General features: G+C 72.6%; 22 protein-coding genes. 15 read left to right on the top strand and 7 right to left on the bottom strand.

Going from position 1 to position 23,639, the window contains the following annotated elements; all coding sequences use genetic code 11:
* The first annotated feature begins 120 nt into the window (after nucleotides 1-120).
* The 3 genes from ACZ7KF_RS19185 (at nucleotide 121) to ACZ7KF_RS19175 (ending at nucleotide 3,251) form a co-directional block, all read left to right on the top strand.
* On the top strand, nucleotides 121-894 hold the full coding sequence (locus ACZ7KF_RS19185; protein WP_471075922.1) for a lysophospholipid acyltransferase family protein: 774 nt from the start codon (nucleotides 121-123) through the stop codon (nucleotides 892-894).
* Nucleotides 891-1,901: an NAD(P)H-dependent glycerol-3-phosphate dehydrogenase gene (locus tag ACZ7KF_RS19180; RefSeq protein WP_471075919.1), complete on the top strand. Its 1,011-nt coding sequence runs from the start codon at nucleotides 891-893 to the stop codon at nucleotides 1,899-1,901. The genes ACZ7KF_RS19185 and ACZ7KF_RS19180 overlap by 4 nt, the downstream gene beginning before the upstream one ends.
* Nucleotides 1,902-2,093: 192 nt before the next feature.
* Nucleotides 2,094-3,251, top strand: coding sequence for a D-alanine--D-alanine ligase family protein (locus ACZ7KF_RS19175; RefSeq protein WP_471075916.1), 1,158 nt, complete (start codon nucleotides 2,094-2,096; stop codon nucleotides 3,249-3,251).
* Between the two features lie 9 nt (nucleotides 3,252-3,260).
* Here ACZ7KF_RS19175 and ACZ7KF_RS19170 read toward each other — a convergent pair whose 3' ends face one another.
* Nucleotides 3,261-3,782 (bottom strand): DUF3515 domain-containing protein, encoded by a 522-nt coding sequence (locus ACZ7KF_RS19170; protein WP_471075913.1) that lies wholly within the window; start codon nucleotides 3,780-3,782, stop codon nucleotides 3,261-3,263.
* Nucleotides 3,783-3,802: 20 nt separating this feature from the next.
* Nucleotides 3,803-4,036, bottom strand: a complete 234-nt coding sequence (locus ACZ7KF_RS19165; protein ID WP_030649166.1) for an Lrp/AsnC family transcriptional regulator — start codon at nucleotides 4,034-4,036, stop codon at nucleotides 3,803-3,805.
* Between the two features lie 269 nt (nucleotides 4,037-4,305).
* Here ACZ7KF_RS19165 and ACZ7KF_RS19160 point away from each other — a divergent pair, with 269 nt between their 5' ends.
* A complete protein-coding gene (locus tag ACZ7KF_RS19160) occupies nucleotides 4,306-5,271 on the top strand; it encodes a thiamine-phosphate kinase (RefSeq protein WP_471075909.1) in 966 nt (321 codons plus the stop codon).
* Entirely contained in the window at nucleotides 5,268-6,053 is a 786-nt protein-coding gene (thiD, locus tag ACZ7KF_RS19155) for a bifunctional hydroxymethylpyrimidine kinase/phosphomethylpyrimidine kinase (RefSeq protein WP_471075906.1), read from the top strand. Before ACZ7KF_RS19160 ends, thiD begins: the two co-directional genes overlap by 4 nt.
* A 287-nt stretch (nucleotides 6,054-6,340) precedes the next feature.
* On the opposite strand, the gene rpmB is transcribed toward thiD, so the two are convergent.
* A complete protein-coding gene (gene rpmB / locus ACZ7KF_RS19150; protein ID WP_009190838.1) occupies nucleotides 6,341-6,526 on the bottom strand; it encodes a 50S ribosomal protein L28 in 186 nt (61 codons plus the stop codon).
* 258 nt (nucleotides 6,527-6,784) lie between these two features.
* Between rpmB and ACZ7KF_RS19145 the strand changes: the two genes are divergently transcribed.
* On the top strand, nucleotides 6,785-8,635 hold the full coding sequence (locus ACZ7KF_RS19145; RefSeq protein ID WP_471075903.1) for a DAK2 domain-containing protein: 1,851 nt from the start codon (nucleotides 6,785-6,787) through the stop codon (nucleotides 8,633-8,635).
* 187 nt (nucleotides 8,636-8,822) lie between these two features.
* Here ACZ7KF_RS19145 and ACZ7KF_RS19140 read toward each other — a convergent pair whose 3' ends face one another.
* Nucleotides 8,823-11,924 (bottom strand): tetratricopeptide repeat protein, encoded by a 3,102-nt coding sequence (locus ACZ7KF_RS19140; protein ID WP_471075900.1) that lies wholly within the window; start codon nucleotides 11,922-11,924, stop codon nucleotides 8,823-8,825.
* A complete protein-coding gene (locus tag ACZ7KF_RS19135) occupies nucleotides 11,921-13,759 on the bottom strand; it encodes an HSP90 family protein (protein WP_471075897.1) in 1,839 nt (612 codons plus the stop codon). Before ACZ7KF_RS19135 ends, ACZ7KF_RS19140 begins: the two co-directional genes overlap by 4 nt.
* A gap of 198 nt (nucleotides 13,760-13,957) precedes the next feature.
* On the opposite strand from ACZ7KF_RS19135, the gene recG reads away from it, so the two are divergent.
* From recG to mutM, 8 genes are all read left to right on the top strand, one after another.
* Nucleotides 13,958-16,165: an ATP-dependent DNA helicase RecG gene (gene recG / locus ACZ7KF_RS19130; RefSeq protein ID WP_471075894.1), complete on the top strand. Its 2,208-nt coding sequence runs from the start codon at nucleotides 13,958-13,960 to the stop codon at nucleotides 16,163-16,165.
* 109 nt (nucleotides 16,166-16,274) lie between these two features.
* Nucleotides 16,275-16,862: a 16S rRNA (guanine(966)-N(2))-methyltransferase RsmD gene (gene rsmD / locus ACZ7KF_RS19125; RefSeq protein ID WP_471075891.1), complete on the top strand. Its 588-nt coding sequence runs from the start codon at nucleotides 16,275-16,277 to the stop codon at nucleotides 16,860-16,862.
* 26 nt (nucleotides 16,863-16,888) lie between these two features.
* Complete coding sequence (coaD, locus tag ACZ7KF_RS19120) at nucleotides 16,889-17,368, top strand: pantetheine-phosphate adenylyltransferase (protein ID WP_471076323.1); 480 nt, start codon at nucleotides 16,889-16,891, stop codon at nucleotides 17,366-17,368.
* Nucleotides 17,369-17,425: 57 nt separating this feature from the next.
* The gene (locus tag ACZ7KF_RS19115; RefSeq protein ID WP_471075889.1) at nucleotides 17,426-18,532 is read left to right on the top strand and encodes an ATP synthase F0 subunit B; all 1,107 of its coding nucleotides are present in this window, start codon (nucleotides 17,426-17,428) and stop codon (nucleotides 18,530-18,532) included.
* A gap of 131 nt (nucleotides 18,533-18,663) precedes the next feature.
* Nucleotides 18,664-19,308, top strand: coding sequence for a YceD family protein (locus ACZ7KF_RS19110; RefSeq protein ID WP_471075886.1), 645 nt, complete (start codon nucleotides 18,664-18,666; stop codon nucleotides 19,306-19,308).
* Nucleotides 19,309-19,310: 2 nt separating this feature from the next.
* On the top strand, nucleotides 19,311-19,484 hold the full coding sequence (gene rpmF, locus ACZ7KF_RS19105) for a 50S ribosomal protein L32 (RefSeq protein WP_003951102.1): 174 nt from the start codon (nucleotides 19,311-19,313) through the stop codon (nucleotides 19,482-19,484).
* A gap of 19 nt (nucleotides 19,485-19,503) precedes the next feature.
* Nucleotides 19,504-20,289 carry a ribonuclease III gene (gene rnc, locus ACZ7KF_RS19100; protein WP_471075883.1) on the top strand — a complete coding sequence of 262 codons (786 nt, stop codon included), beginning with the start codon at nucleotides 19,504-19,506 and terminating at the stop codon, nucleotides 20,287-20,289.
* A gap of 91 nt (nucleotides 20,290-20,380) precedes the next feature.
* A complete protein-coding gene (gene mutM / locus ACZ7KF_RS19095; protein WP_471075880.1) occupies nucleotides 20,381-21,241 on the top strand; it encodes a bifunctional DNA-formamidopyrimidine glycosylase/DNA-(apurinic or apyrimidinic site) lyase in 861 nt (286 codons plus the stop codon).
* On the opposite strand, the gene ACZ7KF_RS19090 is transcribed toward mutM, so the two are convergent.
* A complete protein-coding gene (locus ACZ7KF_RS19090) occupies nucleotides 21,214-21,609 on the bottom strand; it encodes a winged helix-turn-helix transcriptional regulator (RefSeq protein WP_471075877.1) in 396 nt (131 codons plus the stop codon). The genes mutM and ACZ7KF_RS19090 overlap by 28 nt on opposite strands.
* 137 nt (nucleotides 21,610-21,746) lie before the next feature.
* Between ACZ7KF_RS19090 and ACZ7KF_RS19085 the strand changes: the two genes are divergently transcribed.
* A complete protein-coding gene (locus ACZ7KF_RS19085; protein ID WP_471075875.1) occupies nucleotides 21,747-22,331 on the top strand; it encodes a flavodoxin family protein in 585 nt (194 codons plus the stop codon).
* A 41-nt stretch (nucleotides 22,332-22,372) separates the two neighbouring features.
* Here the strand turns inward: ACZ7KF_RS19085 and ACZ7KF_RS19080 are convergent, their stop codons facing one another.
* Entirely contained in the window at nucleotides 22,373-23,539 is a 1,167-nt protein-coding gene (locus tag ACZ7KF_RS19080) for a CAP domain-containing protein (protein ID WP_471076320.1), read from the bottom strand.
* Between the last annotated feature and the right edge of the window lie 100 nt (nucleotides 23,540-23,639).

The following is a 23,639-nucleotide window of genomic DNA, read 5'->3' as shown; positions in this document are numbered from 1 at the left end:
CCCCCGGGCCATCTGGCGCCCGGGGGAGCGGGGCGTACGGTGTTCTCGACAGACCGGCGGCCCGGGGCCACACTTGTGCGGCCCCCGCCGGGGTTGGCAGTCCTAGAGGAAGGTGTCCTTGTGCCCCGCCGCAGAATCGGCTTCTGGTACCGCTTCGCCGCGGTGATCTGCAAACCGCCGCTGGTGGTTCTGATCAAGCGGGACTGGCGTGGAATGGAGCACATTCCGGCCGAGGGCGGATTTATCACCGCGGTGAACCACAATTCCCACGTGGACCCCTTCGCGTACGCGCACTATCAGTACAACACCGGACGGGTCCCGCGATTCCTGGCGAAGAGCGGGCTTTTCAAGAAGGGATTCGTCGGCGCCGCCATGCGCGGTACCGGGCAGATCCCCGTCTACCGAGAGTCCACGGACGCGCTCAGCGCCTTCCGGGCCGCGATCGACGCCGTGGAGCGCGGCGAGTGCGTCGCCTTCTACCCCGAGGGCACCCTCACCCGCGACCCGGACGGCTGGCCCATGACCGGCAAGACCGGCGCCGCCCGGGTCGCCCTGCAGACCAAGTGCCCGGTCGTGCCCGTCGCCCAGTGGGGCGCGAACGAACTGCTGCCGCCGTACGCCAAGAAGCCCAACCTCTTCCCGCGCAAGACCCACCACGTGCTGGCGGGCCCGCCCGTGGACCTCTCCCGCTTCTACGGCCGGGAGATGACTCCGGAGGTGCTGAAGGAGGCCACCGAGGTCATCATGGCCGCCATCACCCGCCTGCTGGAGGAGCTTCGCGGCGAGAAGGCGCCCGAGACGCCGTACGACCCGCGCCGTGAGCGCATCGAGCAGCGGCGCCGCACCCAGGCGGCGCGGATGCAGGGCAAGCAAGCGGAAGGGCAGAGCAAGTGAGCAAGCCTGTGCGGGCGGCCGTCATGGGCACCGGTTCGTGGGGCACGGCCTTCGGCATGGTCCTCGCCGACGCCGGCTGTGACGTGACCCTGTGGGCCCGCCGTCCGGAGCTGGCCGAGGCGGTCAACTCCACCCGGACCAACCCCGACTACCTGCCCGGGGTGGAACTCCCGGAGAACCTCCGCGCCACCGCGGACGCGGCCGAGGCGCTGCGCGACGCGGACTTCACCGTCCTCGCGATCCCCTCCCAGACCCTGCGCGCCAACCTCGCCGAGTGGACCCCGCTGCTCGCGCCGGACACCGTCCTGGTCTCCCTGATGAAGGGCGTCGAACTCGGTTCCACCATGCGGATGAGCGAGGTCATCGAGGACGTGGCCAAGGTCGGCACCGACCGGGTCGCGGTCGTCACCGGGCCCAACCTGGCCCGTGAGATCGCCGCCCGCATGCCCGCCCTGGCCGTCGTGGCCTGCACCGACGAACGGGCCGCCCAACGGCTCCAGGCCGCCTGCCACACGCCGTACTTCCGGCCGTACACCAACACCGACGTCGTCGGCTGCGAACTCGCCGGCGCGGTGAAGAACGTCATCGGGCTCGCCGTCGGCATCGCCGACGGCATGGGACTCGGCGACAACGCCAAGGGCTCGCTCATCACGCGCGGCCTCGCCGAGACCACCCGGCTCGGCCTCGCGATGGGCGCCGACCCCCTGACCTTCTCCGGACTCGCGGGCCTGGGCGACCTGGTGGCCACCTGTTCCTCGCCGCTGTCCCGCAACCACACCTTCGGCACCAACCTCGGCAAGGGCATGACCCTGGAGGAGACCATCGCGGTCACCAAGCAGACCGCCGAGGGCGTCAAGTCCTGCGAGTCCGTGCTGGATCTGGCCCGCCGGCACGGCGTCGACATGCCCATCACCGAGACGGTCGTCGGCATCGTGCACGAGGGCAAGTCGCCGGTCGTCGCGCTCAAGGAGCTGATGGCGCGCAGCGCCAAGCCCGAGCGCCGCTGAACCGCTCCCCACGACCGCGCCGAGCCTTCCCGGACCCGGCGCGAGCCGCCCCCCTCGCGACCGTCCCGAGCCCTCCCGGACCTGGCGGTGAGCCCTTCCGCGCGACGCTCCGCGACCGTCCGTGCGACGCTGAGCGACGGCCCGGGAGCGCGCGCTGACTTGGGCGCTACCTCCGGGTACTCTCAACGCGATATGAGCACCGAGAACCTTCCCCAGAGCCCTGAGCAGCCGTCGCGCAAGCCCCGCGTGGCCGTCGTGTTCGGCGGGCGCAGCTCCGAACACGGGATCTCCGTGGTCACCGCCGGCGCCGTCCTCAAGGCCATCGACCGGACGAAGTACGACGTCCTGCCGATCGGCATCACCACCGACGGCCGCTGGGCGCTGACGGCCGACGAGCCGGAGCGGATGGCCATCGCCGACCGCCGTACCCCCAGCGTGGACGAGCTGGCGGAGTCGCACGAGGGCGGCGTGGTGCTCCCCGTCGACCCCGCCAACCGCGAGGTCGTCTACAGCGAGCCCGGTTCCGTGCCCAAGGCGCTCGGCGAGGTCGACGTGGTCTTCCCGGTGCTGCACGGCCCGTACGGCGAGGACGGCACCCTCCAGGGCCTTCTGGAGCTGTCCGGAGTGCCCTACGTGGGCTCGGGCGTGCTCGCCTCGGCCGTCGGCCAGGACAAGGAGTACATGAAGCGGGTGTTCACCTCCTTCGGGCTCAAGGTGGGCCCGTACGTGGTGATCCGGCCCCGCGAGTGGGCCCAGGACGAGTCCGCCGCCCGCAGGAAGATCGTCGACTTCGCGGGCGAGCACGGCTGGCCGCTGTTCGTGAAGCCCGCGCGCGCGGGTTCGTCGATCGGCATCACCAAGGTCGACGACCTCTCCGGCCTGGACGAGGCGATCGCCGAGGCGCAGCGGCACGACCCGAAGATCCTCGTCGAGGCGGCGCTGCGCGGCCGCGAGATCGAGTGCGGCGTCCTGGAGTTCGAGGACGGCCCGCGCGCCTCCGTCCCGGCCGAGATCCCGCCGCCGGACGCGCACGCCTACTACGACTTCGAGGCCAAGTACATCGACTCCACGCCCGGCATCGTCCCGGCCCCGCTCACCGAGGAGCAGACCGCCGAGGTGCGCGCGCTCGCGGTGGACGCGTTCGAGGCGGCTTCCTGCGAGGGCCTGGTCCGCGCGGACTTCTTCCTCACCGAGGACGGCGAGTTCGTGATCAACGAGATCAACACCATGCCCGGCTTCACGCCGATCTCGATGTACCCGCAGATGTGGCAGGCGAGCGGGATCGGCTACCCCGAGCTGGTCGACCGCCTGGTGCAGGCCGCGCTGCGCCGCTCCACCGGGCTGCGCTGACCCCGGGGCTCAGTGCCGCATGGAGGCGAGTCCCGTCGGGACCGCCTTCTTCACGGCCGTTGCCAGATCCATCAGCACCTGGGCGCTGTCGTCCGAACCGGACAGCTTCTTCGGCAGCGTCACCTGCACATACGCGAGGCGACCGGACGTGGTGAACCGCCACGTCCCGTCGCTCTCCTTCTCCATCAGCCAGTCGACGCCGTTGACCCCGCCGCCGATCGCGTTCGGGTCGTCACCCAGGGCCACCTTCGGATCGACCATCTTCGGCGGCCGGACGATGCCGCAGCGCAGTATGATCGCCGGGTTTCCCCAGCCCGCCGTGTACGCGGACCGGGGCTCGGGGTCCTGACGGCTCTGCCCGTTCACCTGTCGCGGCAGCACCTTGTCCAGGTCCCGGCAGAGCGGGGCGGTCTTCGCGTCGGGGGTGGGAACCGCCACGGTGTCGCTGTCGTCCGCTGCGCTGCAGCTCACGACGGCGACCAGCAGGGCGGGCGCGAGCAGGCCGAGAGGCCGGTGACGGAAGAAGTTCACCGGCCAAGCGTAGACGGGGGCTACAGATGCACGACCGGACAGGTCAGGGTGCGCGTGATGCCGTCCACTTGCTGGACCTTGGCGACCACCATGCGACCGAGTTCGTCGACCGTCTCGGCCTGGGCGCGCACGATGACATCGTACGGACCCGTCACGTCCTCGGCCTGGAGCACTCCAGGGATCTTGCTGATCGTCTCGGCGACGGTCGACGCCTTGCCGACCTCCGTCTGGATCAGGATGTACGCCTGTACCACGGAACCTCCAGGGCGGCCACGAGGATCATGTGGGGAAAAGGAACGCCACGGTATCGCGTCGCCGCTCCTCGCGGGGAGACCTGCGGGAACCGGGCTTGCGCGCCAGGGTGCAGGCACGACGGAAGTTGACGGTCACCAGGACCGTTCTCGACGGTCAGCACGGCCGTGCCGGCAGTCGTCGGGACCGCGGCGACGGTCACTTCGACCGTATCGGGGACACTGATGAAGCGCGACTGGGCAGGGCAAGGGAGAGAAGGGGAGCTAGGGACATGAAGGGCACTGTTGGTGAGCTCGGGGAGTTCGGGCTCATCAGGGAGCTCACCTCCCGTCTCACCGCCACCCCGGCGGTCCGGGTCGGCCCCGGCGACGACGCCGCGGTGGTGGCCGCGCCCGACCGCCGGGTGGTGGCGAGCACCGACATCCTGCTGGAGGGCCGGCACTTCCGCCGTGACTGGTCCACGGCCTACGACGTCGGCCGCAAGGCCGCCGCGCAGAACCTCGCGGACATCGCCGCGATGGGCGCCGTACCGACCGCGCTGCTCCTCGGCCTGGTCGTCCCGGCCGAACTGCCGGTCACCTGGCCCACCGAGATGATGGACGGCCTGCGCGACGAGTGCCAGGTCGCCGGTGCCTCCGTGGTCGGCGGGGACGTCGTGCGCGGCGACATGATCATGGTGTCGATCACCGCGCTCGGCGATCTGCGCAACCAGGAGCCCGTCACGCGCGCGGGTGCCCAGCCCGGCGACCTCGTGGCCGTCACCGGCTGGCTGGGCTGGTCCGCGGCCGGGTACGCCGTGCTCGCCCGCGGTTTCCGCTCGCCGCGGGCCTTCGTGGAGGCGCACCGGCGTCCCGAACCGCCGTACCACGCGGGCCCGGCCGCCGCCGCGCTCGGCGCCACCGCGATGTGCGACGTGAGCGACGGCCTGATCGCCGACCTCGGGCACATCGCCGAGGCCAGCAAGGTCCGCATCGACATCCGCTCCGGCGCGATCGACATCCCGACGCAGATGAACGACATCGGGCAGGCCGTCGGCGTGGACCCGCTCCAGTGGGTGCTGACCGGGGGAGAGGACCACGCCATCGTGGCCACCTTCCCGCCCGACGCCAAGCTCCCGGCGCGCTGGAAGGTCATCGGCGAGGTCCTCAACCCCTCCGCGCTGCCCCAGGTGACGGTCGACGGGGCGCCCTGGACCAGCAAGGGCGGCTGGGACCACTTCGGGGACATCGAGTCATGATCCCCAGGGTTCTCACGGTGGCCGGCTCGGACTCCGGCGGCGGCGCGGGCATCCAGGCCGACCTGAAGACCATGCTGGCGCTCGGCGTGCACGGGATGAGCGTGATCACGGCGGTGACCGCGCAGAACTCCGTGGGCGTGCAGGGCGCCTGGGAGCTGCCCGTGGAGGCCGTACGGGCCCAGTACCGCAGTGTGGTCGACGACATCGGCGTACAGGCCGTGAAGACCGGCATGCTGGCCTCCGCCGAACTGGTCGAGGCGGTCGCCGAATTGATCTCCGGCACGGACGCGCCGGCCGTGGTGGACCCGGTGGGCGTCTCCAAGCACGGCGATGCGCTGCTGGCCGCCTCCGCGCTGGACTCGGTGCGCACCAAGCTGCTGCCGGTGGCGACGGTCGCGACGCCGAACCTCGACGAGGTGATCCAACTCACCGGGGTGCGGGTCGACTCGGAGGACGATCTGCGCCGGGCCGCGGCGGCCGTGCTGGAGTACGGGCCGCGCTGGGTGCTGATCAAGGGTGGCCATCTGCCGGGGGAGGCCGTGGATCTGCTGACGGACGGCTCGGCGGAGCACTGGCTGCGGGCCCCGCGCCACGACAACCGGCATACGCACGGCACGGGCTGCACGCTGGCGTCCGCGATCGCGTCGGGGCTGGCCAAGGGGCTGCCGGTGCCGGAGGCGGTGAGCGAGGCCAAGGAGTACGTCACCGGGGCGATCGCCGCCGGGTTCGCGCTCGGAGCGGGGATCGGGCCGGTGGACCACGGCTGGCGGTTCAGGAACTGAACCCGCGCGCGGGGCGGCAGGCCCGCGTCCGCGCGCCGGTTGCTGTGGATGCACGGCGTCGGTTGCCATGGATGCACGGCGCGGGTGGCCACGGGTGTACGGCGCGGGTGGCTATGCGGGTACGGCGGGTGTGGCCACGCGGCTGTGCGCGGTCACGGTGGTGCGCGGGAACGGCAAGAAGCCGGCCCACCCTGAGGTGGACCGGCTCAGTGCAGCGAACCAGACAGTGGCCGCGCGCGGATGGGGGTCCCCCGGCTCGAACGAAGTCGAGAATGGGGGAGGTAGCGTCAGCGCGAGACCTTGCCGGCCTTGATGCACGAGGTGCAAGCGTTCACGCGCTTCGGCGTCCCGCCGACCACGGTACGCACACGCTGGATGTTCGGGTTCCAGCGACGGGACGTACGGCGGTGCGAAAACGAGATGTTGTTGCCGAAGCCCGGCCCCTTGCCGCAGACGTCGCAGTTGGCAGCCACGGGTCACTCCAAAGACTTCAGATGCACTTACGGATAATCCCGGCATGCCGGGATCGAGATCCTAAAACCTGAGATCTTGAGTGGCGTTGCCAGGGGAACGGCCCGATCGGATCGGGCAACCGGAGCAGCATACAACGGCTGCTTCGGTACAACGAAACTACCATGGCAGATCAGGGCCTCGCTCCCGGCCCTCTTCCGGAAGGCACCGGTCCGGGGTCTACGCTGCGTCCCACGTACGGCCGGCTCAGGGAGGCGCAGGTGGCGCAGGTGCCGCAGACATTCTTCGATGCTCTCGCGGTGCGCACCTGGTGCGGTCTGGCGCTCCGGGCACTGGGGCGGGCCCGTGCGGAGATCGACGCGATCAACGTCTATCCGGTGGCCGACGGCGACACCGGAACCAATCTGTACCTGACCCTGGAGTCGGCGGCCACGGCCGTGGAGGCGGTGTTCGCCGGGTACGAGACCGGCGACGGAGAGCCCTCGCCGGCCGACGCCGTCCGGGCCATGGCCCACGGGGCGCTGATCGGGGCCCGGGGCAACTCCGGGACGATCCTCGCGCAGCTGCTGCGGGGGATGGCCCAGGTCCTGGCGGAGGCCGGGGACGCGTCGCCGGACGACGGCGCGGGGCTGCGGCTGGCGCTGCGCCGGGCCGCCGACTCCGCCCGGCAGGCCGTGGCCCACCCCGTCGAGGGCACCGTGCTGACGGTCGCCTCGGCCGCCGCCGAGGCCGCCGAGGGAGCCGAGGGCGACTGCGGGACGGTCGCGCGGGCCGCCTTCGAGGGCGCGCGGGCGGCCCTGGCGGCGACCCCGGGCCAGCTGGCCGTGCTGCGGCGGGCCGGGGTGGTCGACGCGGGCGGACGGGGACTGGTGGCGGTGCTGGGGGCGCTGGTGGAGACGTTCACGGGAGAGGCGGTACGAGAGGCCCCGCCCCGGGAGTACGCCCCGCTCCGGGAGTCCGCCTCCCCGCACGAGTCCGCCTCGCTGCGAGGGACCTTGCCCGGGGAGGCCGCACCGGGGGAGCCGCCCCTCGGGGAAGCCGCACCGGGAGAGGCCGCCCTGCGGGAGCCGCTGCGGACCCCGGAGGCCGTGTCCGTACCCGGCGGGCACGCGCGTGAGGAGCGTGAGCGGCCCGTTTCCGCATCCGGCCGGGGCGAAGCCGAACACTGCGCCGACGCGGCCGAGGCCGGCGGGCCCGCCTTCGAGGTGATCTACCTGCTGGAGGCCGAGGACGCGGCCGTGGCCCGGCTGCGCACGCGGCTCGACGCCCTCGGGGACTCCCTGGTCGTGGTCGGCGGCGACGGCCTGTGGAACGTCCATGTGCACGTGGACGACGCGGGCGCCGCCGTGGAGGCGGGCGTGGAGGCCGGGCGGCCGTACCGCATCCGGATCACCCACTTCGGCGTCGGAGACGTGCACACCGGCCGCGAGCGTCCGCCGCGCGAGCGCGCCCAGCGGGCGGTCGTCGCCGTCGTACCGGGCGAGGGGCTGGCCGGGCTGTACACCGAGGCCGGCGCGACCACCGTGCTGGCCCGCCCCGGGGAACCGCCCGCCAGCGGAGAGCTGGTGCAGGCGGTACGGCGGGCCCACGCGCGCGAGGTCGTCCTGCTGCCCAACGACGGCGAGCTGCGGCACACGGCCGCCGCCGCGGCCGAACAGGCCCGCACCGAGGGCATCCGCGTGGCCCTGATCCCCACCCGCTCGGCGGTCCAGGGCATCGCCGCGCTCGCGGTGCACGAGCCGGAGCGCCGGTTCGATGAGGACGTCGTCCAGATGACCTCGGCGGCGGGCGCGACCCGGTACGCCGAGGTCGTCGTGGCCGAGCACCAGTCCTGGACGACGGCCGGCATCTGCCAGGCCGGGGACGTGCTCGGCCTGATCGACGGCGACGTGGCGGTGATCGGCGCCGACGTGACGGCCACCGCCCGCACCGTCCTGGACCGCATGCTCCAGGCGGGCGGCGAACTGGTCACGCTCGTCGTCGGCGACGAGGCCCCCGAGACCGTCGCCGCGCACCTGGAGGCCCGTGTACGGGAGTCCTACCTGGCCGTGGACACGGTGGTGTACCGCGGTGGCCGGCAGGGCGCACTGCTGCTCATCGGCGTGGAGTGACCCACCCCTGCGGCCCGGCGGTCCCGTCCTCCGCCCGTTTCCCGCCCTCCGCCTCATGTCCCTGGGCAGCCTGCGTTCAGCTGAGCGCCTGCGTTCAGCCGGGCCGCCTGCGTTCAGCCGGGCCTCCTGCCGCGGCTGGGTCTTCTGCGGAAGCTGAGCCGTCTCGGCCCTCGGCGGGGGGACCGACTCACCCCTGCGGCCCGGCGGTCCCGTCCTCCGTCCGTTTCCCGTTCTCCGTCTGCTGTTCCTGAGCCGCCTCCAGCAGCTGGGCCGCCTCGGCCCGTCGCGCCCGGACGGTCTCGTCGCCGTCGTCGGCGCCCTCGAAGGCCGCGAGCACGGCACGCGCGCGTACCGCCGCCTGCGCCGGGCGCCCCAGGTCCGCCTCCAGCCAGCCCGCGGCCAGTTCCGCACCGGTACGGCTGTCCAGCCCGGCCGCGCCGAGCCGGGCGAACACCGCCACGGCCCGGGTCATCCGCTCCAGCGCCGCCTCGAACGCGGCCCGGATCGCCGTGTCCTCGGCCTCCTCGGACGCCGAGCGGGCCAGCAGCTCCGCGAACTGGCGGTGGGTGCCGCCGAGTTCGGCGGCCAGCTGGTCCCGGTCCGCCGGGCCGGCCGCCGCCAGCGCCGTCTCGCACTCCCGTACCGCCTGCGCCATCAGCGCGGCCGCGTCCGCCGCGCCGGACTCCCGGCCCAGTGCCAGCCAGGCGCGGGCGCGCAGCGAGCGGACCAGGAACGGGGTGTTGCCGAGCGAGCGCCACAGGTCGCCCGCGCGGGCGTAGGCCCGGTCCGCCTCGTCCGCCAGCCCGGCGCTGCCCAGCGACTCGGCGGCGAGGTGGGCGAGCGTCGCGTGGTCCTGCTGCTCGGGCCAGTGCCGGGCGAGGTCGGCTGCCTTGAGCCGCTCCTCGGCGGCGGCCCGGTGCTCGCCCAGCTCGCCCAGGCAGTCCCCGAGCCACCAGCGGGCCTGGACGACCGCGCCGTCTCCGTGCGTGTCGGCGCTCAGGTCGGCCAGCGCGGACTCCAGCACCTCGGCGGCCTCCGCGTACCGGCCCCGACGCAGCAGGAGGCCGCCCAGCTGCTGCCGTGCCCAGGCGCCCAGGGTGCCGCTCTCGCCTGCCTCGTCGGCCCAGTGCGCGGCCTCCAGGGCGTGCTCGGCCGCCTCGCCGGGCAGATCCCGGCCGCCGAGCACCTCGGCGAGCTGGAGGTGCAGCTGGGCCCGCCCGACCGGCTCCACGTACGGCCCGCCGTGTTCCAGGGCCGCCCGCAGCGCCCGCTCGGCCCCGGCCGCGTCACCGGCCTGGTGGGCCAGGGCGGCGATCTGCACCTCGTACTCCACCGCGAACCACGGCAGCCCGGCGGTCACGTACGCGTCGGCGGCCCGCCGGAACAGGTCCGCGGCCCGCGCCGCGTCCCCGGTGAGCCCGGCCAGCTCGGCGAGCATCGCCCGGGCCTCGGCCCCCCGCGCCGCCAGCCGCACGTCGTCCTCCCCGCGCCCCTCGACGAGCGCGAGCACCTCCCGCACGGCCGCCTCGGCGTCCACGACGGCCCGCCGGGCGTCCACGACGGCACGCCCCCCGTCGCCGGCGACCCGACCGGAGTCCCGGGCGCCCTGCCCGGCGTCCGTGCCCGCCTGTCCGGCGGCCTGGACGTCCCCGGGGCCCTGGCCCGCGTCCGGGTCCGCCTGTCCGGCGGCCTGGTGCACCCGGCGCATCAGGACGCGCGCGCGGCTCATCACCACCGACGCGGTCTGCCGCACGCCCGTCCCCTCGTCGGCGTACAGCGCGAGCACCTCGTCGTACAGGTCCGTGACCGTGGCCAGGGCCGCGTCCACCTCGCCCGCCAGCGCGCGGACGTACGCCCCACGCGCGCGTGCCGCCAGCGCCTCACCGGGGTCGCCCGCCTCCGCGTACAGCGCCGCCGCCCGCTCGAACAGGGCGAGGCCCTCGGGACCGCGGGCCATCGCCTCGTGGTCGGCGATCTCCGCGCGGTCCCGGGGCTCCAGCCCGGCGCCGTCCCGTGCGGCCCGCGCGACCGCCGCCCACGCCTCCAGCGCGTGCGGTTGCAGGGTGTCCGACAACCGCCGGGCCTCGGCGAGCAGGGCGGCCAGTCCGGGTTCGGCGGGCTCCTGCGAGGGCACCTGGGCGGGCGGGGCCTGGACGGCCGGTCCCGCCGCGGGGCGTACCGCTCGCACGCCCAGCGGCAGCCGCTCCACCAGCGGGCGCTGGTCCATCCGCGCGCGCATCCGGTCACCGACGGACGAGGTGCCGTTGCGGCGGTCGAACCGTCCGGCGAGTTCCGTCGCCTCCGCGCGCGCGTGCGCGGCGAGTTCCGCCGCGCTCCAGGTCCGCCCGGCCGGCCCCGGCACCCGCTGCTCGCCCAGGCCCAGCTCGGCCAGCCGGTCCATCAGCAGCGTCACCACGGCCATGAACTCCAGCCGGCTGCGCGGATGCCCGGTGTCCGTGAAGTACGCCGGCCGCTCCGCCAGCAGCTCCAGACCGCGCGCCTCGTTGCCGGTCAGCGCGCAGAACTCCACATGGTCGGCGTACGCGCCCCGCATGCTCTCCATGGACCGCACCAGCCGGAAGCCGCGCAGATGGTGGGCGCGGGCCTCGTCCACGCGTCCGAGCCGCAGCAGCGGGGCGAGCGAGGAGGCGAGCACGGTGTGCGGCTCGTGCGCGCAGGCGAACTCGCCCTCCAGCACCGGCCGCCACAGCTCCAGTGCCTCCTCGTCCCGGCCGCACCGGACCTGCCAGGCGCCCTGCCCGTGCAGCTCGCAGGCGTGGCAGTCGGCCATCCGGTCGCGGTCGGCGACCAGCCACGCGCCGTACGCCCGCTCCGCGCGCGGGAGGTCCCCGACGTGCGCGGCCACACTGAACTCGGCGCTGCGCACGGCCCGTTCGGAGTGCCCGGCGAGCCGGTAGCGGTGCTCCATCTCGCCGAGCCACTGCTCGATCGAGGCGAGCGGGACGTGCGGCTGGTCCAGCATGCCCGCCGACATCCACTTGAAGACCCAGTGCAGCGAGTGCGTCTCGTGCTCGTCGAAGTCCTCCGGCCGTTCGTCCCACATGCGCAGCAGCCGCGCGAACGGGACGAACATCTTGTCCTTCTCGGAGCTGTAGTTGTAGACCTTCAGCTGGTGCCCGAGCGCCTCGATCACCGCGAGCGGGACGTCGAGCCGCTCGGCCTCGGCGAGCAGCTGCTCCGCGCGCGCGTTGCGGGCCGGGCCCTCCGGTTCCTCGGCGTTCTCCGCCAGCGCCCGGCGCAGCGCGTCGAAGTCCGTGATCTCGCTCATCGCCCGTCCCCCTCTCCGTGGGTCGCCCATTCCAGCAGCCCGATGAACGCCCGGTTGAGCAGCGCCGAGTCGGCCGCCCGCAGCGGGCGCTGCGCTCTCAGCAGCGCCTGCCCGTACAGCGACTCGGTCGCGGTGCCGATCAGCTCCGGATCGCCGAGCGCACCGATCCGCCGGACCAGCGGACTGAGATGGTTGAGCACCAGACGCGCGCGCGGGGCGGTGCCGCGCAGCGAGCCCAGGATGCCCGCCCACAGGTCGTCGGCGTGCTCCTCGGCCGCCGCGCGGGCCTGCTCGTGCCGGGCGGCCCGGTCGTCCAGGTGCAGCGCGGGCACCGACAGCGGGTGGAAGGCGCGCAGGACGACGTCACAGCCCAGCGGGTCGAGCCGGTCCCGGGCGGCGGCCAGGAAACCGGACAGCGCCAGTTCCTCGCCGGGGTCGACCGCGTCCAGGTGCGCGGTCACGGTGTCCGCGTCCAGCTCGGCGACCACCGTCCCCGGCCGCACCCCCGGCAGCGCCTCGACCAGCTCGCTGTCGTACGTGTAACCGCCGTTGACCACCCCGACGCCCTGCGCCGAGGCGATCGGCGCGACCTGCCGGTACTCCTCCACCGTCCGCGTGAAGTGCACCACCGGGTGCCGCTGCGCGAACTCCTCCAGGGAGATCTGTCCGTCGGTCGTCTCGAACGGCAGCCACGGGAGCATCGTGCGCAGCATCTCCCGGTCGTGCCGGGCGAGGGACTTCACGCCCAGGTGGTGCACGGCGAGGAAGGCCGACAGCCGCTCGGGGTCACCGGCCGCGAGCCCGGTCAGCCAGGACCGAATCCTTTCGCCCAGCGCGTCCCGGACGGCGGCGAGGGTCTCGTCCTCGTACAGCGACTCGCGTGAGGCGGTGGGCCGCAGGCTGTCGGTGTCCAGGACGCAGCGCACGAAGAACGCCCAGTCCGGCAGGAGCTGTTCCGCCCGCTCGGTGAGCAGCATGCCTTTCAGGTGCACACGGTGGGTCGCCCGCTGGGCGGGGCTGACCGCCGACGGCAGCACGTACGCCACCCCGCGGATCCCGGCCAGCGGCACGTCCAGGTCGATCGAGTCCAGCGGGGCGAACCCGAACAGTTCCCGGCAGTGCCGGGCCAGTGCGACCCTTCGGCCGGCCGGACTCGGGTGGGCGCGGTCCCAGGGGGCGGGCAGATCCGTGACCGGCTCCTCGCCGACCCGGACGTCGTAGGGCAGCAGGGAGCCGAAGTCCCGGGCCAGGGCGCGGACCCGCTCGGGCGCCAGCCACTCGGCCGCGCCGGCCCGCGCCGTCAGGTACACGGTCGTGCCCGGTTCGGGCCGCTCCGCCGCGGGCAGCGTCCGCACGGTGTACGACCCGTCGTCCCGGGCGGTCCACTCCACCGGCGGTGCCTCGGGGGTACGGGCGCTGCGGCTGACCACCCGGATCCGCTCGGCGACCACGAAGCAGGCCAGCAGCCCGATGCCGAACTGGCCGAGGAAGTCCGACCGGGCCTCCTGCAGGCCCTCGGCCCGCTTGGAGCTGCGGCCGATGGTGGCCAGCAGGCTGTGCACGTCCGGCTCGGTGAGCCCGACGCCGGTGTCCTCCACCCGCAGCCCGCCGTCCGCCGCGTACAGCCGGACCCGCGCCGGGGCGTCCGGCTCGGCGGACCGCCGGGCGGTGATGGCGTCGACGGCGTTCTGCAGCAGCTCGCGCAGATAGACCTTGGGGCTGGAGTAGAGGTGATGGGAGAGCAGGTCCACCAGACCACGCAGGTCGACCTGGAACGTATGAGGTGGGTGAGGTGACTGGGATGCCTGGGATGCCTGGGAGGTCTGGGAGTCCATCGTCACTGCGCCGGGCGGGGGGAGTGCGCGCGGCGCGGGGTCGGGCGGTCCCGGCGGACGGTGACCGCGAAGGATGGCCGGAGCGCGTCATCCTAGGCCGGAACAGCCCGCCTGACCAGGAGTTTCCCTGATGTTTACGGCAGATCGCAGACAATCCGCGGGGCAGCGTCTACGGCATTGTCAGTGCCGTGGTGTGCAATGGATCTCGTGCCCGCACTGCAAGAACCGCTCAAGAAGGTGCTCGGCCCCGCCACCGCGAAGGTGATGGCCGAGCACCTCGGCCTGCACACCGTCGGCGACCTGCTGCACCACTACCCCCGCAGATACGAGGAGCGCGGCCAGCTCACCCACCTCGCCGACCTCCCCATGGACGAGCACGTGACGGTGGTCGCCCAGGTCGCCGACGCCCGCCTGCACTCCTTCGCCTCCGCCAAGGCCCCGCGCGGCAAGGGGCAGCGCCTGGAGGTCACGATCACGGACGGCAGCGGCCGCCTCCAGCTGGTCTTCTTCGGAAACGGCGTGCACAAGCCCCACAAGGAGCTGCTGCCGGGCACGCGCGCGATGTTCGCGGGCAAGGTCTCCGTCTTCAACCGCCGCCTCCAACTGGCCCATCCGGCCTACGAGTTGCTGCGGGGGGACAGTGAGGAGGCGGTCGAGACCTGGGCCGGCGCGCTGATCCCCATCTATCCGGCGACCGCCAAGCTGGAGTCCTGGAAGATCGGCAAGGCGGTCCAGACGGTCCTGCCCAGCGCCCAGGAGGCCCTCGACCCGCTCCCGGACTCCCTGCGCGCCGGCCGCGGCCTGCTGCCCCTCCCCGAGGCCCTGCTCAAGATCCACCGCCCGCACACCAAGGCCGACGTCGCCGCCGCCCGCGACCGTCTGAAGTGGGACGAGGCCTTCGTCCTCCAGGTCGCCCTCGCCCGCCGCCGGCACGCCGACACCCAGCTCCCGGCCGTACCCCGCGCCCCCCAGCCGGACGGCCTGCTCACGGCCTTCGACGACCGCCTGCCCTTCACCCTCACCGAGGGCCAGCGGAAGGTGTCCCGGGAGATCTTCGACGACCTCGCCACCGCCCACCCGATGCACCGCCTCCTGCAGGGCGAGGTCGGCTCGGGCAAGACCATGGTGGCCCTGCGCGCCATGCTCGCCGTGGTGGACGCGGGCGGTCAGGCCGCGATGCTCGCGCCCACGGAAGTCCTCGCCCAGCAGCACCACCGCTCGGTCACCGAGATGATGGGCGAGCTGGCCGAGGGCGGCATGCTGGGCGGCGCCGAGCACGCCACCAAGGTGGTGCTGCTCACCGGCTCCATGGGCATGGCGGCCCGCCGTCAGGCCCTGCTCGACCTGGCCACCGGCGAGGCCGGCATCGTCATCGGCACCCACGCCCTGATCGAGGACAAGGTCCAGTTCCACGACCTCGGCCTGGTGGTGGTGGACGAACAGCACCGCTTCGGCGTGGAGCAGCGCGACGCCCTGCGCGGCAAGGGCAAGCAGCCCCCGCACCTCCTCGTCATGACGGCGACGCCGATCCCGCGCACGGTCGCCATGACGGTCTTCGGCGACCTGGAGACCTCGGTCCTCGACCAGCTCCCGGCCGGCCGCTCACCCATCGCCAGCCATGTCGTCCCGGCCGCCGACAAGCCCCACTTCCTGTCCCGCGCCTGGGAAAGGGTGCGCGAGGAGGTGGCCGGCGGCCACCAGGCGTACGTGGTCTGCCCCCGCATCGGTGACGAGGAGGACGACCCCAAGAAGGCCGACAAGAAGAAGTCCCCCGAGGACGAGGCGGAGAAGCGCCCGCCGCTGGCCGTCCTCGACATGGCCGAACAGCTGGGCCGCGGCCCTCTGAAGGGCCTGAAGGTGGAGGTCCTGCACGGCCGGATGCACCCGGACGACAAGGACGCCGTCATGCGCCGCTTCGCGGCCGGCGAGACGGACGTCCTGGTCGCCACGACCGTCATCGAGGTCGGCGTCAACGTCCCCAACGCCACGGCCATGGTCATCATGGACGCGGACCGCTTCGGCGTCTCCCAGCTCCACCAGCTGCGCGGCCGGGTCGGCCGTGGCTCCGCCCCCGGCCTGTGCCTCCTGGTCACCGAGATGCCCGAGGCCGGCGCGGCCCGCCAGCGCCTGAACGCGGTCGCCTCCACCCTCGACGGCTTCGAACTCTCCCGCATCGACCTCGAACAGCGCCGCGAGGGCGATGTCCTCGGGCAGGCCCAGTCCGGCGCCCGCTCCAGCCTCCGGGTTCTCGCGGTCATCGAGGACGAGGAGGTCATCGCGGAAGCGAGACAGGAGGCGGCGGCGCTCGTGGCGGCGGATCCCGAACTGGAGCGGCTGCCGGGTCTCCGGACGGCTCTGGACGCCCTCCTGGACGACGAGAGGGAGCGGTACCTGGAAAAGGGCTGAGGCCCGGCACCCCGGCCGGAGCGCGGACCGTACTCCGTATGCGGCTACCGCCGTGCGGGCGGGACCAGCCACAATGAACATGGAAGTCGCCCATGGAGAAGGACCACACATGACCCGCGTGATCGCCGGCCGGGCCGGCGGACGGCGCCTCTCGGTACCTCCCGGCACCGGAACCCGCCCCACCTCCGACCGCGCACGCGAAGGGCTCTTCTCCACCTGGCAGTCCCTGTTGGGCGGCCCTCTGGACGGCGAGCGGGTCCTCGACCTCTACGCCGGCTCCGGCGCCGTGGGCCTGGAGGCGCTCTCCCGGGGCGCGAGCCACACCCTCCTCGTCGAGGCCGACGCCCGCGCGGCGAGGATCGTCCGCGAGAACGTGAAGAACCTGGGCCTCCCGGGCGCCGAGGTCAGAGCGGGCAAAGCGGAACAGATCATCAGGACGCCCGCCCCGGAGGAGCCGTACGACCTGGTCTTCCTCGACCCTCCGTACGCCGTCACCGACGACGATCTTCGCGAGATTCTCCTCACACTCCGCTCGGAACGCTGGCTCGCCGAGGAAGCCCTCGTCACCGTGGAGCGCAGCACCAGAGGCGGCGAATTCCACTGGCCGGACGGTTTCGAGGCGATCCGGTCCCGTCGTTACGGCGAGGGAACGTTTTGGTACGGTCGCGCCGCCTCTACGTGCGAAGACGCACGATGACCGGACCGGAGAGCGAGGGATCACAAGTGCGCCGCGCCGTCTGTCCCGGGTCGTTCGACCCGATCACCAACGGACACCTCGACATCATTGCCCGAGCCTCCCGTCTCTACGACGAGGTCTATGTCGCGGTGATGATCAACAAGTCCAAGAAGGGCCTGTTCGAGATCGAGGAACGGATCGAGCTGATCCGCGAGGTCACCTCCGACTACGCCAACGTCCGCGTGGAGGCGTTCCACGGCCTCCTCGTCGACTTCTGCAAGCAGCGCGACATCCCCGCCATCGTCAAGGGCCTGCGCGCGGTCAGCGACTTCGACTACGAACTCCAGATGGCCCAGATGAACATCGGCCTCACCGGCGTCGAAACGCTGTTCGTGCCCACCAACCCCACCTACAGCTTCCTCTCCTCCTCCCTCGTCAAGGAGGTCGCGGCCTGGGGCGGCGACGTCTCCCACCTGGTGCCCGCCCAGGTCCTGGAGGTCCTGAACGAGCGCCTGCGCAAGGACTGATGGGGCTACAGTCGTCCCGTCCGTCTCCAACCCGGCTGTAGAGAGTGGCGAGCACAGGTGGACGTGCAGAAGAAGCTCGACGAGATCGTCTCCACGGTCTCCGGCGCCCGGGGCATGCCCATGTCGGCGTCGTGCGTGGTCAACCGCGCCGAACTGCTCGCGATGCTCGAAGAGGTGCGGCAGGCGCTGCCCGGCTCCCTGGCTCAGGCGCAGGAGCTGATCGGCGACCGTGAGCAGATGGTCGAGCAGGCACGGCAGGAGGCCGAGCGGATCATCGGCGACGCGCACGCCGAGCGCGGCTCGCTGATCTCCGACACCGAGATCGCCCGCCGTTCCCAGGCCGAGGCCGACCGGATCCTCGCCGAGTCCCGCAAGGAGGCCGAGGAGATCCGCGCCGAGGCCGACGACTACGTCGACTCCAAGCTCGCCAACTTCGAGGTCGTCCTCACCAAGACGCTCGGCTCGGTCGGCCGGGGGCGCGAGAAGCTCCTCGGCACCGGCCCCGGCCTGGACGAGAACGGCTACGAGGACGAGGACGCCCCCGAGCGCAGCCAGGACCCGGAGACCCTGCGCCACAACGCCGACGCCTACGTCGACGCCAAGCTGGGCGCCTTCGAGGCGGTCCTCGCCAAGACCCTGGAGGCCGTCGGCCGCGGCCGGCAGAAGCTGCACGGCCGGATCGCCACCGACGACCTGGGCGCGCTCGCCGACGACACCACGACCTTCCAGCACTCCAGCGACGCCGACTACCTCGCCGATCTCGCGGCCCTCGCGGACAGCGACCGCGCGGCCCGGCGGCAGCAGGAACCGGTGCAGCCGCCTCAGCCGGCCGCCCCGCCGCCCCAGCCGTCGTACGAGCCGCAGCCGTCCTACGGCTATCAGCAGGAGCCCGACCCCTACGCGGGCTTCCCGCAGCAGCCGGACTACGCGCAGCAGCCGGACCCGTACGGCTACCAGCAGGCCGACCCCTACGCCTACCAGGGCTCGTACGACCCTCAGCAGGCGGCCTACGATCCCCAGCAGTCCCACGAGCCCCAGCAGTCCCACCAGCCGCCGCAGCCCCAGCATCAGCCGGGCTACGCCCTGGACGAGACGAGCCTCTTCGACACGAGCATGATCAGTGCGGAGCAGCTGAGGGCGTACGAGCAGGGCCGGGGACTGTAGCCGCGCACCGGATTGGGCGCTGAGCGAAAGGTCCAGTATCCTGGCTCTTCGGTCGCGCGTATGCCCGCGATCACCGCTGCCTGGAACACCTGCGGGCGGCGTCCCTTCGAGTACGTAGATCGAAAGCAGGAATGGCTCCCAACGCCCGCCTCGACCACCGCAACCCCCTCGTGATCGATACGCACGAGTTGGGTCGGCGTCCTGGTGCGCTGAAGCGCCTGACCCGCGAGATCGACGCTCCCCGGGATCTCGGCATCCCGGGAGTCATCGGAGTGCCGGAAGGTGCCCCGCTGGAGCTCGAACTCCGTCTTGAGTCGGTCATGGAAGGGGTGCTTGTCACAGGCACCGCCCGTGCGGCGACCGAGGGGGAGTGCGTAAGGTGTCTGGAGCCGGTCGGGCTGGAGCTCGAAGCGGACTTCCAGGAGATGTTCTCGTACCATGACGCCGATGACCGGGGCCGCGTGATCGCGGAACCGGGCGACGACGCCGAGGACGACGAGGACAGGCTCTTTGTCGAGGACGGTCTGATCGACCTCGAACCCGTGCTGCGCGATGCGGTGGTGCTCGCACTGCCGATGCAGCCGGTGTGCCAGGACGACTGCCCGGGCCTGTGCTCCGAGTGCGGAGCCCGGCTCGCGGACGACCCGGACCACCATCACGATGCCGTCGACATCCGTTGGGCGGCTTTGCAGGGACTCGCCGGTTCACTCGAAGACGGCGAGAAGGACGAGATGAGCGGCGCCGAAGCGGGCGTCGACGAGAAGCAGGAGAAGTAGCCGTGGCTGTTCCGAAGCGGAAGATGTCGCGCAGCAACACGCGCCACCGCCGGTCGCAGTGGAAGGCTGCGGTCCCCACCCTGGTTGCGTGCGAGCGCTGCCACGAGCCCAAGCAGCAGCACATCGCGTGCCCGTCTTGCGGCACCTACAACAAGCGCCAGGTCCTCGAAGTCTGAGCGGCTGGTGAGAGGCACCGTGTCCACGCCAAAGAAGAATTCAGCGGACAACACGGCCTCGTCCCACACGCTTCTGGAAGGGCGGCTCGGCTACCACGTCGAGTCCGCCCTTCTGGTGCGAGCGCTGACCCACCGTTCCTACGCGTACGAGAACGGCGGTCTGCCGACGAACGAGCGTCTGGAGTTCCTCGGGGACTCCGTGCTCGGCCTCGTCGTCACGGACACGCTGTATCGCACCCACCCCGACCTGCCCGAAGGCCAGCTGGCCAAGTTGCGGGCCGCGGTGGTCAACTCGCGTGCGCTGGCGGAGGTCGGTCGCGGCCTCGACCTCGGCGCCTTCATCCGGCTCGGCCGGGGTGAAGAGGGCACGGGCGGCCGGGACAAGGCGTCCATCCTCGCCGACACCCTTGAAGCGGTGATCGGCGCGGTCTATCTCGACCAGGGCCTCGACGCGGCCTCCGAACTGGTGCACCGCCTGTTCGACCCGCTGATCGAGAAGTCCTCCAATCTCGGCGCCGGCCTGGACTGGAAGACATCCCTGCAGGAGCTGACCGCGATCGAGGGACTCGGCGTGCCCGAGTACCTGGTCACGGAGACCGGCCCCGACCACGAGAAGACCTTCACTGCTGCCGCCCGCGTCGGAGGCGTCTCGTACGGCACCGGCACCGGCCGCAGCAAGAAGGAGGCGGAGCAGCAGGCCGCCGAGTCCGCCTGGCGGTCCATCCGGGCCGCGGCGGACGAGCGCGCCAAGGCGGCCAGGGAGACCGCCGCCAAGGACGGCGACCCGTCGTCCGCCACCGCCTGAGCAAGCAGCACGCGAGCGCCCGCCCGGCCGTCCACGCCGGCGCGGGCGCTCGGCTCATCCACCGGTCCGTACGGTTCTGACAGGGGTCCCGATGCCCGAGTTGCCCGAGGTCGAGGTCGTACGGCGTGGCCTGGAGCGCTGGGTCGCCCACCGGACCGTCGCCGAGACCGACGTGCTGCACCCGCGTGCCGTACGCCGGCATGTCGCCGGGCCCGACGACTTCGCGCACCGGCTCAAGGGCCACCACATCGGCACGCCCCGCCGACGCGGCAAGTACCTGTGGCTGCCGCTGGAGGAGACGAACCAGTCCGTCCTCGCCCACCTCGGCATGAGCGGCCAGCTGCTGGTCCAGCCGCACGACGCGCCGGACGAGAAGCACCTGCGCATCCGGGTCCGCTTCGCCGACGCGCTCGGCACCGAACTCCGCTTCGTCGACCAGCGCACCTTCGGCGGGCTGTCGCTGCACGACAACACCCCCGACGGCCTGCCCGACGTCATCGCGCACATCGCCCGCGACCCGCTGGACCCGCTCTTCGACGACGAGGCCTTCCACCAGGCGCTGCGCCGCAAGCGGACCACCGTCAAACGCGCCCTGCTCGACCAGTCGCTGATCAGCGGGGTCGGCAACATCTACGCCGACGAAGCCCTGTGGCGCGCCCGCATCCACTACGAGCGGCCGACGGCGAACCTCACCCGCCCGGTCACGGCGGATCTCCTCGGCCATGTCCGGGACGTCATGAACGCGGCCCTCGCCGTCGGCGGCACCAGCTTCGACAGCCTGTACGTCAACGTCAACGGCGAGTCGGGCTACTTCGACCGCTCCCTGGACGCCTACGGCCGTGAGGGCGAGCCCTGCCGCCGCTGCGGCACCCCGATCCGCCGCCGCCCCTGGATGAACCGGTCCAGCTACTTCTGCCCGAAGTGTCAGAGGGCGCCGCGCGTCTCGTCGTAACGCGCGCGGGCCACGAGGACGTCGTCCATCGCCCCCTCCACACAGTGGATGAGAGCCAGCAGCCGCTCGGCGACCTGGCGGCCCAGCGGGGTCAGTTCGTAGTCCACGCGGGGCGGATTCGTGGGCTGCGCCTCGCGGTGCACCAGACCGTCACGCTCCAGCGCGTGCAGCGTCTGGGACAGCATTTTCTCGCTCACCCCGTCGACCCGCCGACGCAGCTCGTTGAAGCGCAGCGACCCCTCGCACAGCGCGCCGAGCGTCAGCCCGCCCCAGCGGCCCGTGACGTGCTCCAGCGTGTCGCGTGAGGGGCAGGCCTTGGCGAAGACGTTGTACGCGAGGTCGTCCTGGTCCTGGGTGGTGGCGCTCATATCCGCAAGGGTACGCCCGCACAGCGCTTACCACTAGCTTGCACTAACTTCTGGTTAGTGCTTTCCTGTGGTTACTGCTTTTGCGTTGCGGTTCCCAGTCGAGCCGCCGCTTTCCGCTGCCGTTTCGAGGAGCCCGAATGACCACGCCCGTCGTTTCCATCGCCTACCACTCCGGCTTCGGCCACACCGCCGTCCTCGCCGAGGCCGTCCGTACCGGAGCCGTCGAGGCGGGTGCCGAGGTGCACCTGATCAAGGTCGACGAGATCACCGAGGAGCAGTGGGCGACGCTGGACCGCTCCGACGCGATCGTCTTCGGCTCGCCCACCTACATGGGCACCGCCTCCGGCGCCTTCCACGTCTTCGCCGAGGCGACCTCCAAGCGCTGGTTCGGCCAGGACTGGAAGGACAAGCTGGCCGCCGGCTTCACCAACTCCGCCTCCAAGAGCGGTGACAAGCTGCACACCCTGCAGTTCTTCCAGACGCTCGCCGCCCAGCACGGCATGCACTGGGTCAACCTCGGCCTGCTCCCCGGCTGGAACAGCAGCACCGCCTCCGAGAACGACCTCAACCGCCTCGGCTTCTTCGCCGGCGCCGCCGCCCAGTCCAACAACGACCAGGGCCCCGAGGGCGTGCACAAGGCCGACATAGCCACCGCCGAGCACCTGGGCCGCCGGGTGACGGAGACGGCGAAGGTCTTCGCGCGCGGGCGCGTCGCCGCCTGAGGTCGCGTCCGTACCCGGAGAAGCGAGGACCCGCGGGCTTCTCAGTACCCGAAGTCCTGCGTCCACCAAGGCCCGCCCGGGCCGAAGTGGACGCCGACGCCCAGGGTCTTGAAGTCGGGGTTCAGGATGTTGGCGCGGTGGCCGGGGCTGTTCATCCAGGCCGCCATCACGGCCGCCGCGTCGGCCTGGCCGCGGGCTATGTTCTCGCCGCCGAGTTCGGTTATGCCGGCCTTCGCGGCCCGGTCCCACGGGGACGTGCCGTCCGGGTCGGTGTGATCGAAGAAGTCCCGCGCGGCCATGTCGTCGCTGTACGCCTCGGCCAGCCCGGTCAGCGCGGAGTTCGCCGCCAGCGGGCTGTAGCCGGCCTTCGCCCGCTCCTCGTTGACGAGCTTCAGCACCTCGGCCTCGGCGGCGACCTCCTTCGGCACCGTCACCGGCGCGGCGGACGACGCCGACGCCGACGCCGGCGCCTTGGTGGCCGTACGGGACGGCGTGGGCGTGCGGGACGGCGTGGCCGTTCGGGTCGGGGTGGCCGTACGGGACGGAGTGGCCGTACGGGACGGGCTGGCCGTGCGTGACGGCGTGGGTGTGCTGGACGGCGTGGGTGTGCGGGACGGGGTGGCCGTACGGGACGGGCTGGGCGTGTGCGAAGGCGTGGCCGTACGCGAGGGTGTGGCCGTACGGGACGGGGTGGCCGTTCGGGTCGGCGTGGCCGTACGCGAGGGTGTGGCCGTACGGGACGGGGTGGCCGTACGCGACGGGGTGGCCTTCGGCTCGGCCGGGATGGCGGGAGTCGACGGCGTGGGCCGCGTCCTCGACGTCGGCTTCTCGGTGGCCGTCTTCGACGGGGCCGGCGCGGAGGATGCCGACCTGGAGGCGGACGGGGACACCGAGGCGGAGGCGGAGGCGGAGGCGGACGCGGAGGCGGACGCGGAGGCCGACCGGCTCGGGGCGCCGGCGTGGCCGCCGCCGCTGGTCCCGCTCGTGGGGCTGCCGAGATGACCGGCACCGCTGTCGGCGCTGCCCGAGGTGCCGCCCTGCGGGCTCGCCGTGTTGCCGGGTGAGGCCGAGGTCTGCGCCCGGCCCTCGCCGGTGGCGTGCGCACCACCGCCGAGCTGGTAGTTCTGCAGGCCCGGGACGACACCCGTGGCCACCGCGACCGTGCCGAGCGCGACAGCCGCCGACACTCCGAGCAGAGCAGCGCGCACCGGTGGCCGTACGGCCTTGGCCCGCGGCCGGCGACCGCCCGAAGGCCCGTCCCCGGGGGTGAAACCGCCACCCATGGATCCGCCACCCATGGATCCACCG

Source organism: Streptomyces sp. NPDC038200, from assembly GCF_055600785.1.
This window is presented reverse-complemented; position numbering and strand designations above follow the sequence as displayed.

Coding starts and splice junctions, on each gene's coding strand:
- ACZ7KF_RS19175 (WP_471075916.1), top strand. CDS start 2,094: ATGAGCACCGAGAACCTTCCCCAGAGCCCTGAGCAGCCGTCGCGCAAG.
- ACZ7KF_RS19160 (WP_471075909.1), top strand. CDS start 4,306: ATGAAGGGCACTGTTGGTGAGCTCGGGGAGTTCGGGCTCATCAGGGAG.
- thiD (WP_471075906.1), top strand. CDS start 5,268: ATGATCCCCAGGGTTCTCACGGTGGCCGGCTCGGACTCCGGCGGCGGC.
- ACZ7KF_RS19140 (WP_471075900.1), bottom strand. CDS start 11,924: ATGAGCGAGATCACGGACTTCGACGCGCTGCGCCGGGCGCTGGCGGAG.
- ACZ7KF_RS19135 (WP_471075897.1), bottom strand. CDS start 13,759: ATGGACTCCCAGACCTCCCAGGCATCCCAGGCATCCCAGTCACCTCAC.
- recG (WP_471075894.1), top strand. CDS start 13,958: ATGGATCTCGTGCCCGCACTGCAAGAACCGCTCAAGAAGGTGCTCGGC.
- rsmD (WP_471075891.1), top strand. CDS start 16,275: ATGACCCGCGTGATCGCCGGCCGGGCCGGCGGACGGCGCCTCTCGGTA.
- ACZ7KF_RS19110 (WP_471075886.1), top strand. CDS start 18,664: ATGGCTCCCAACGCCCGCCTCGACCACCGCAACCCCCTCGTGATCGAT.
- mutM (WP_471075880.1), top strand. CDS start 20,381: ATGCCCGAGTTGCCCGAGGTCGAGGTCGTACGGCGTGGCCTGGAGCGC.
- ACZ7KF_RS19090 (WP_471075877.1), bottom strand. CDS start 21,609: ATGAGCGCCACCACCCAGGACCAGGACGACCTCGCGTACAACGTCTTC.
- ACZ7KF_RS19085 (WP_471075875.1), top strand. CDS start 21,747: ATGACCACGCCCGTCGTTTCCATCGCCTACCACTCCGGCTTCGGCCAC.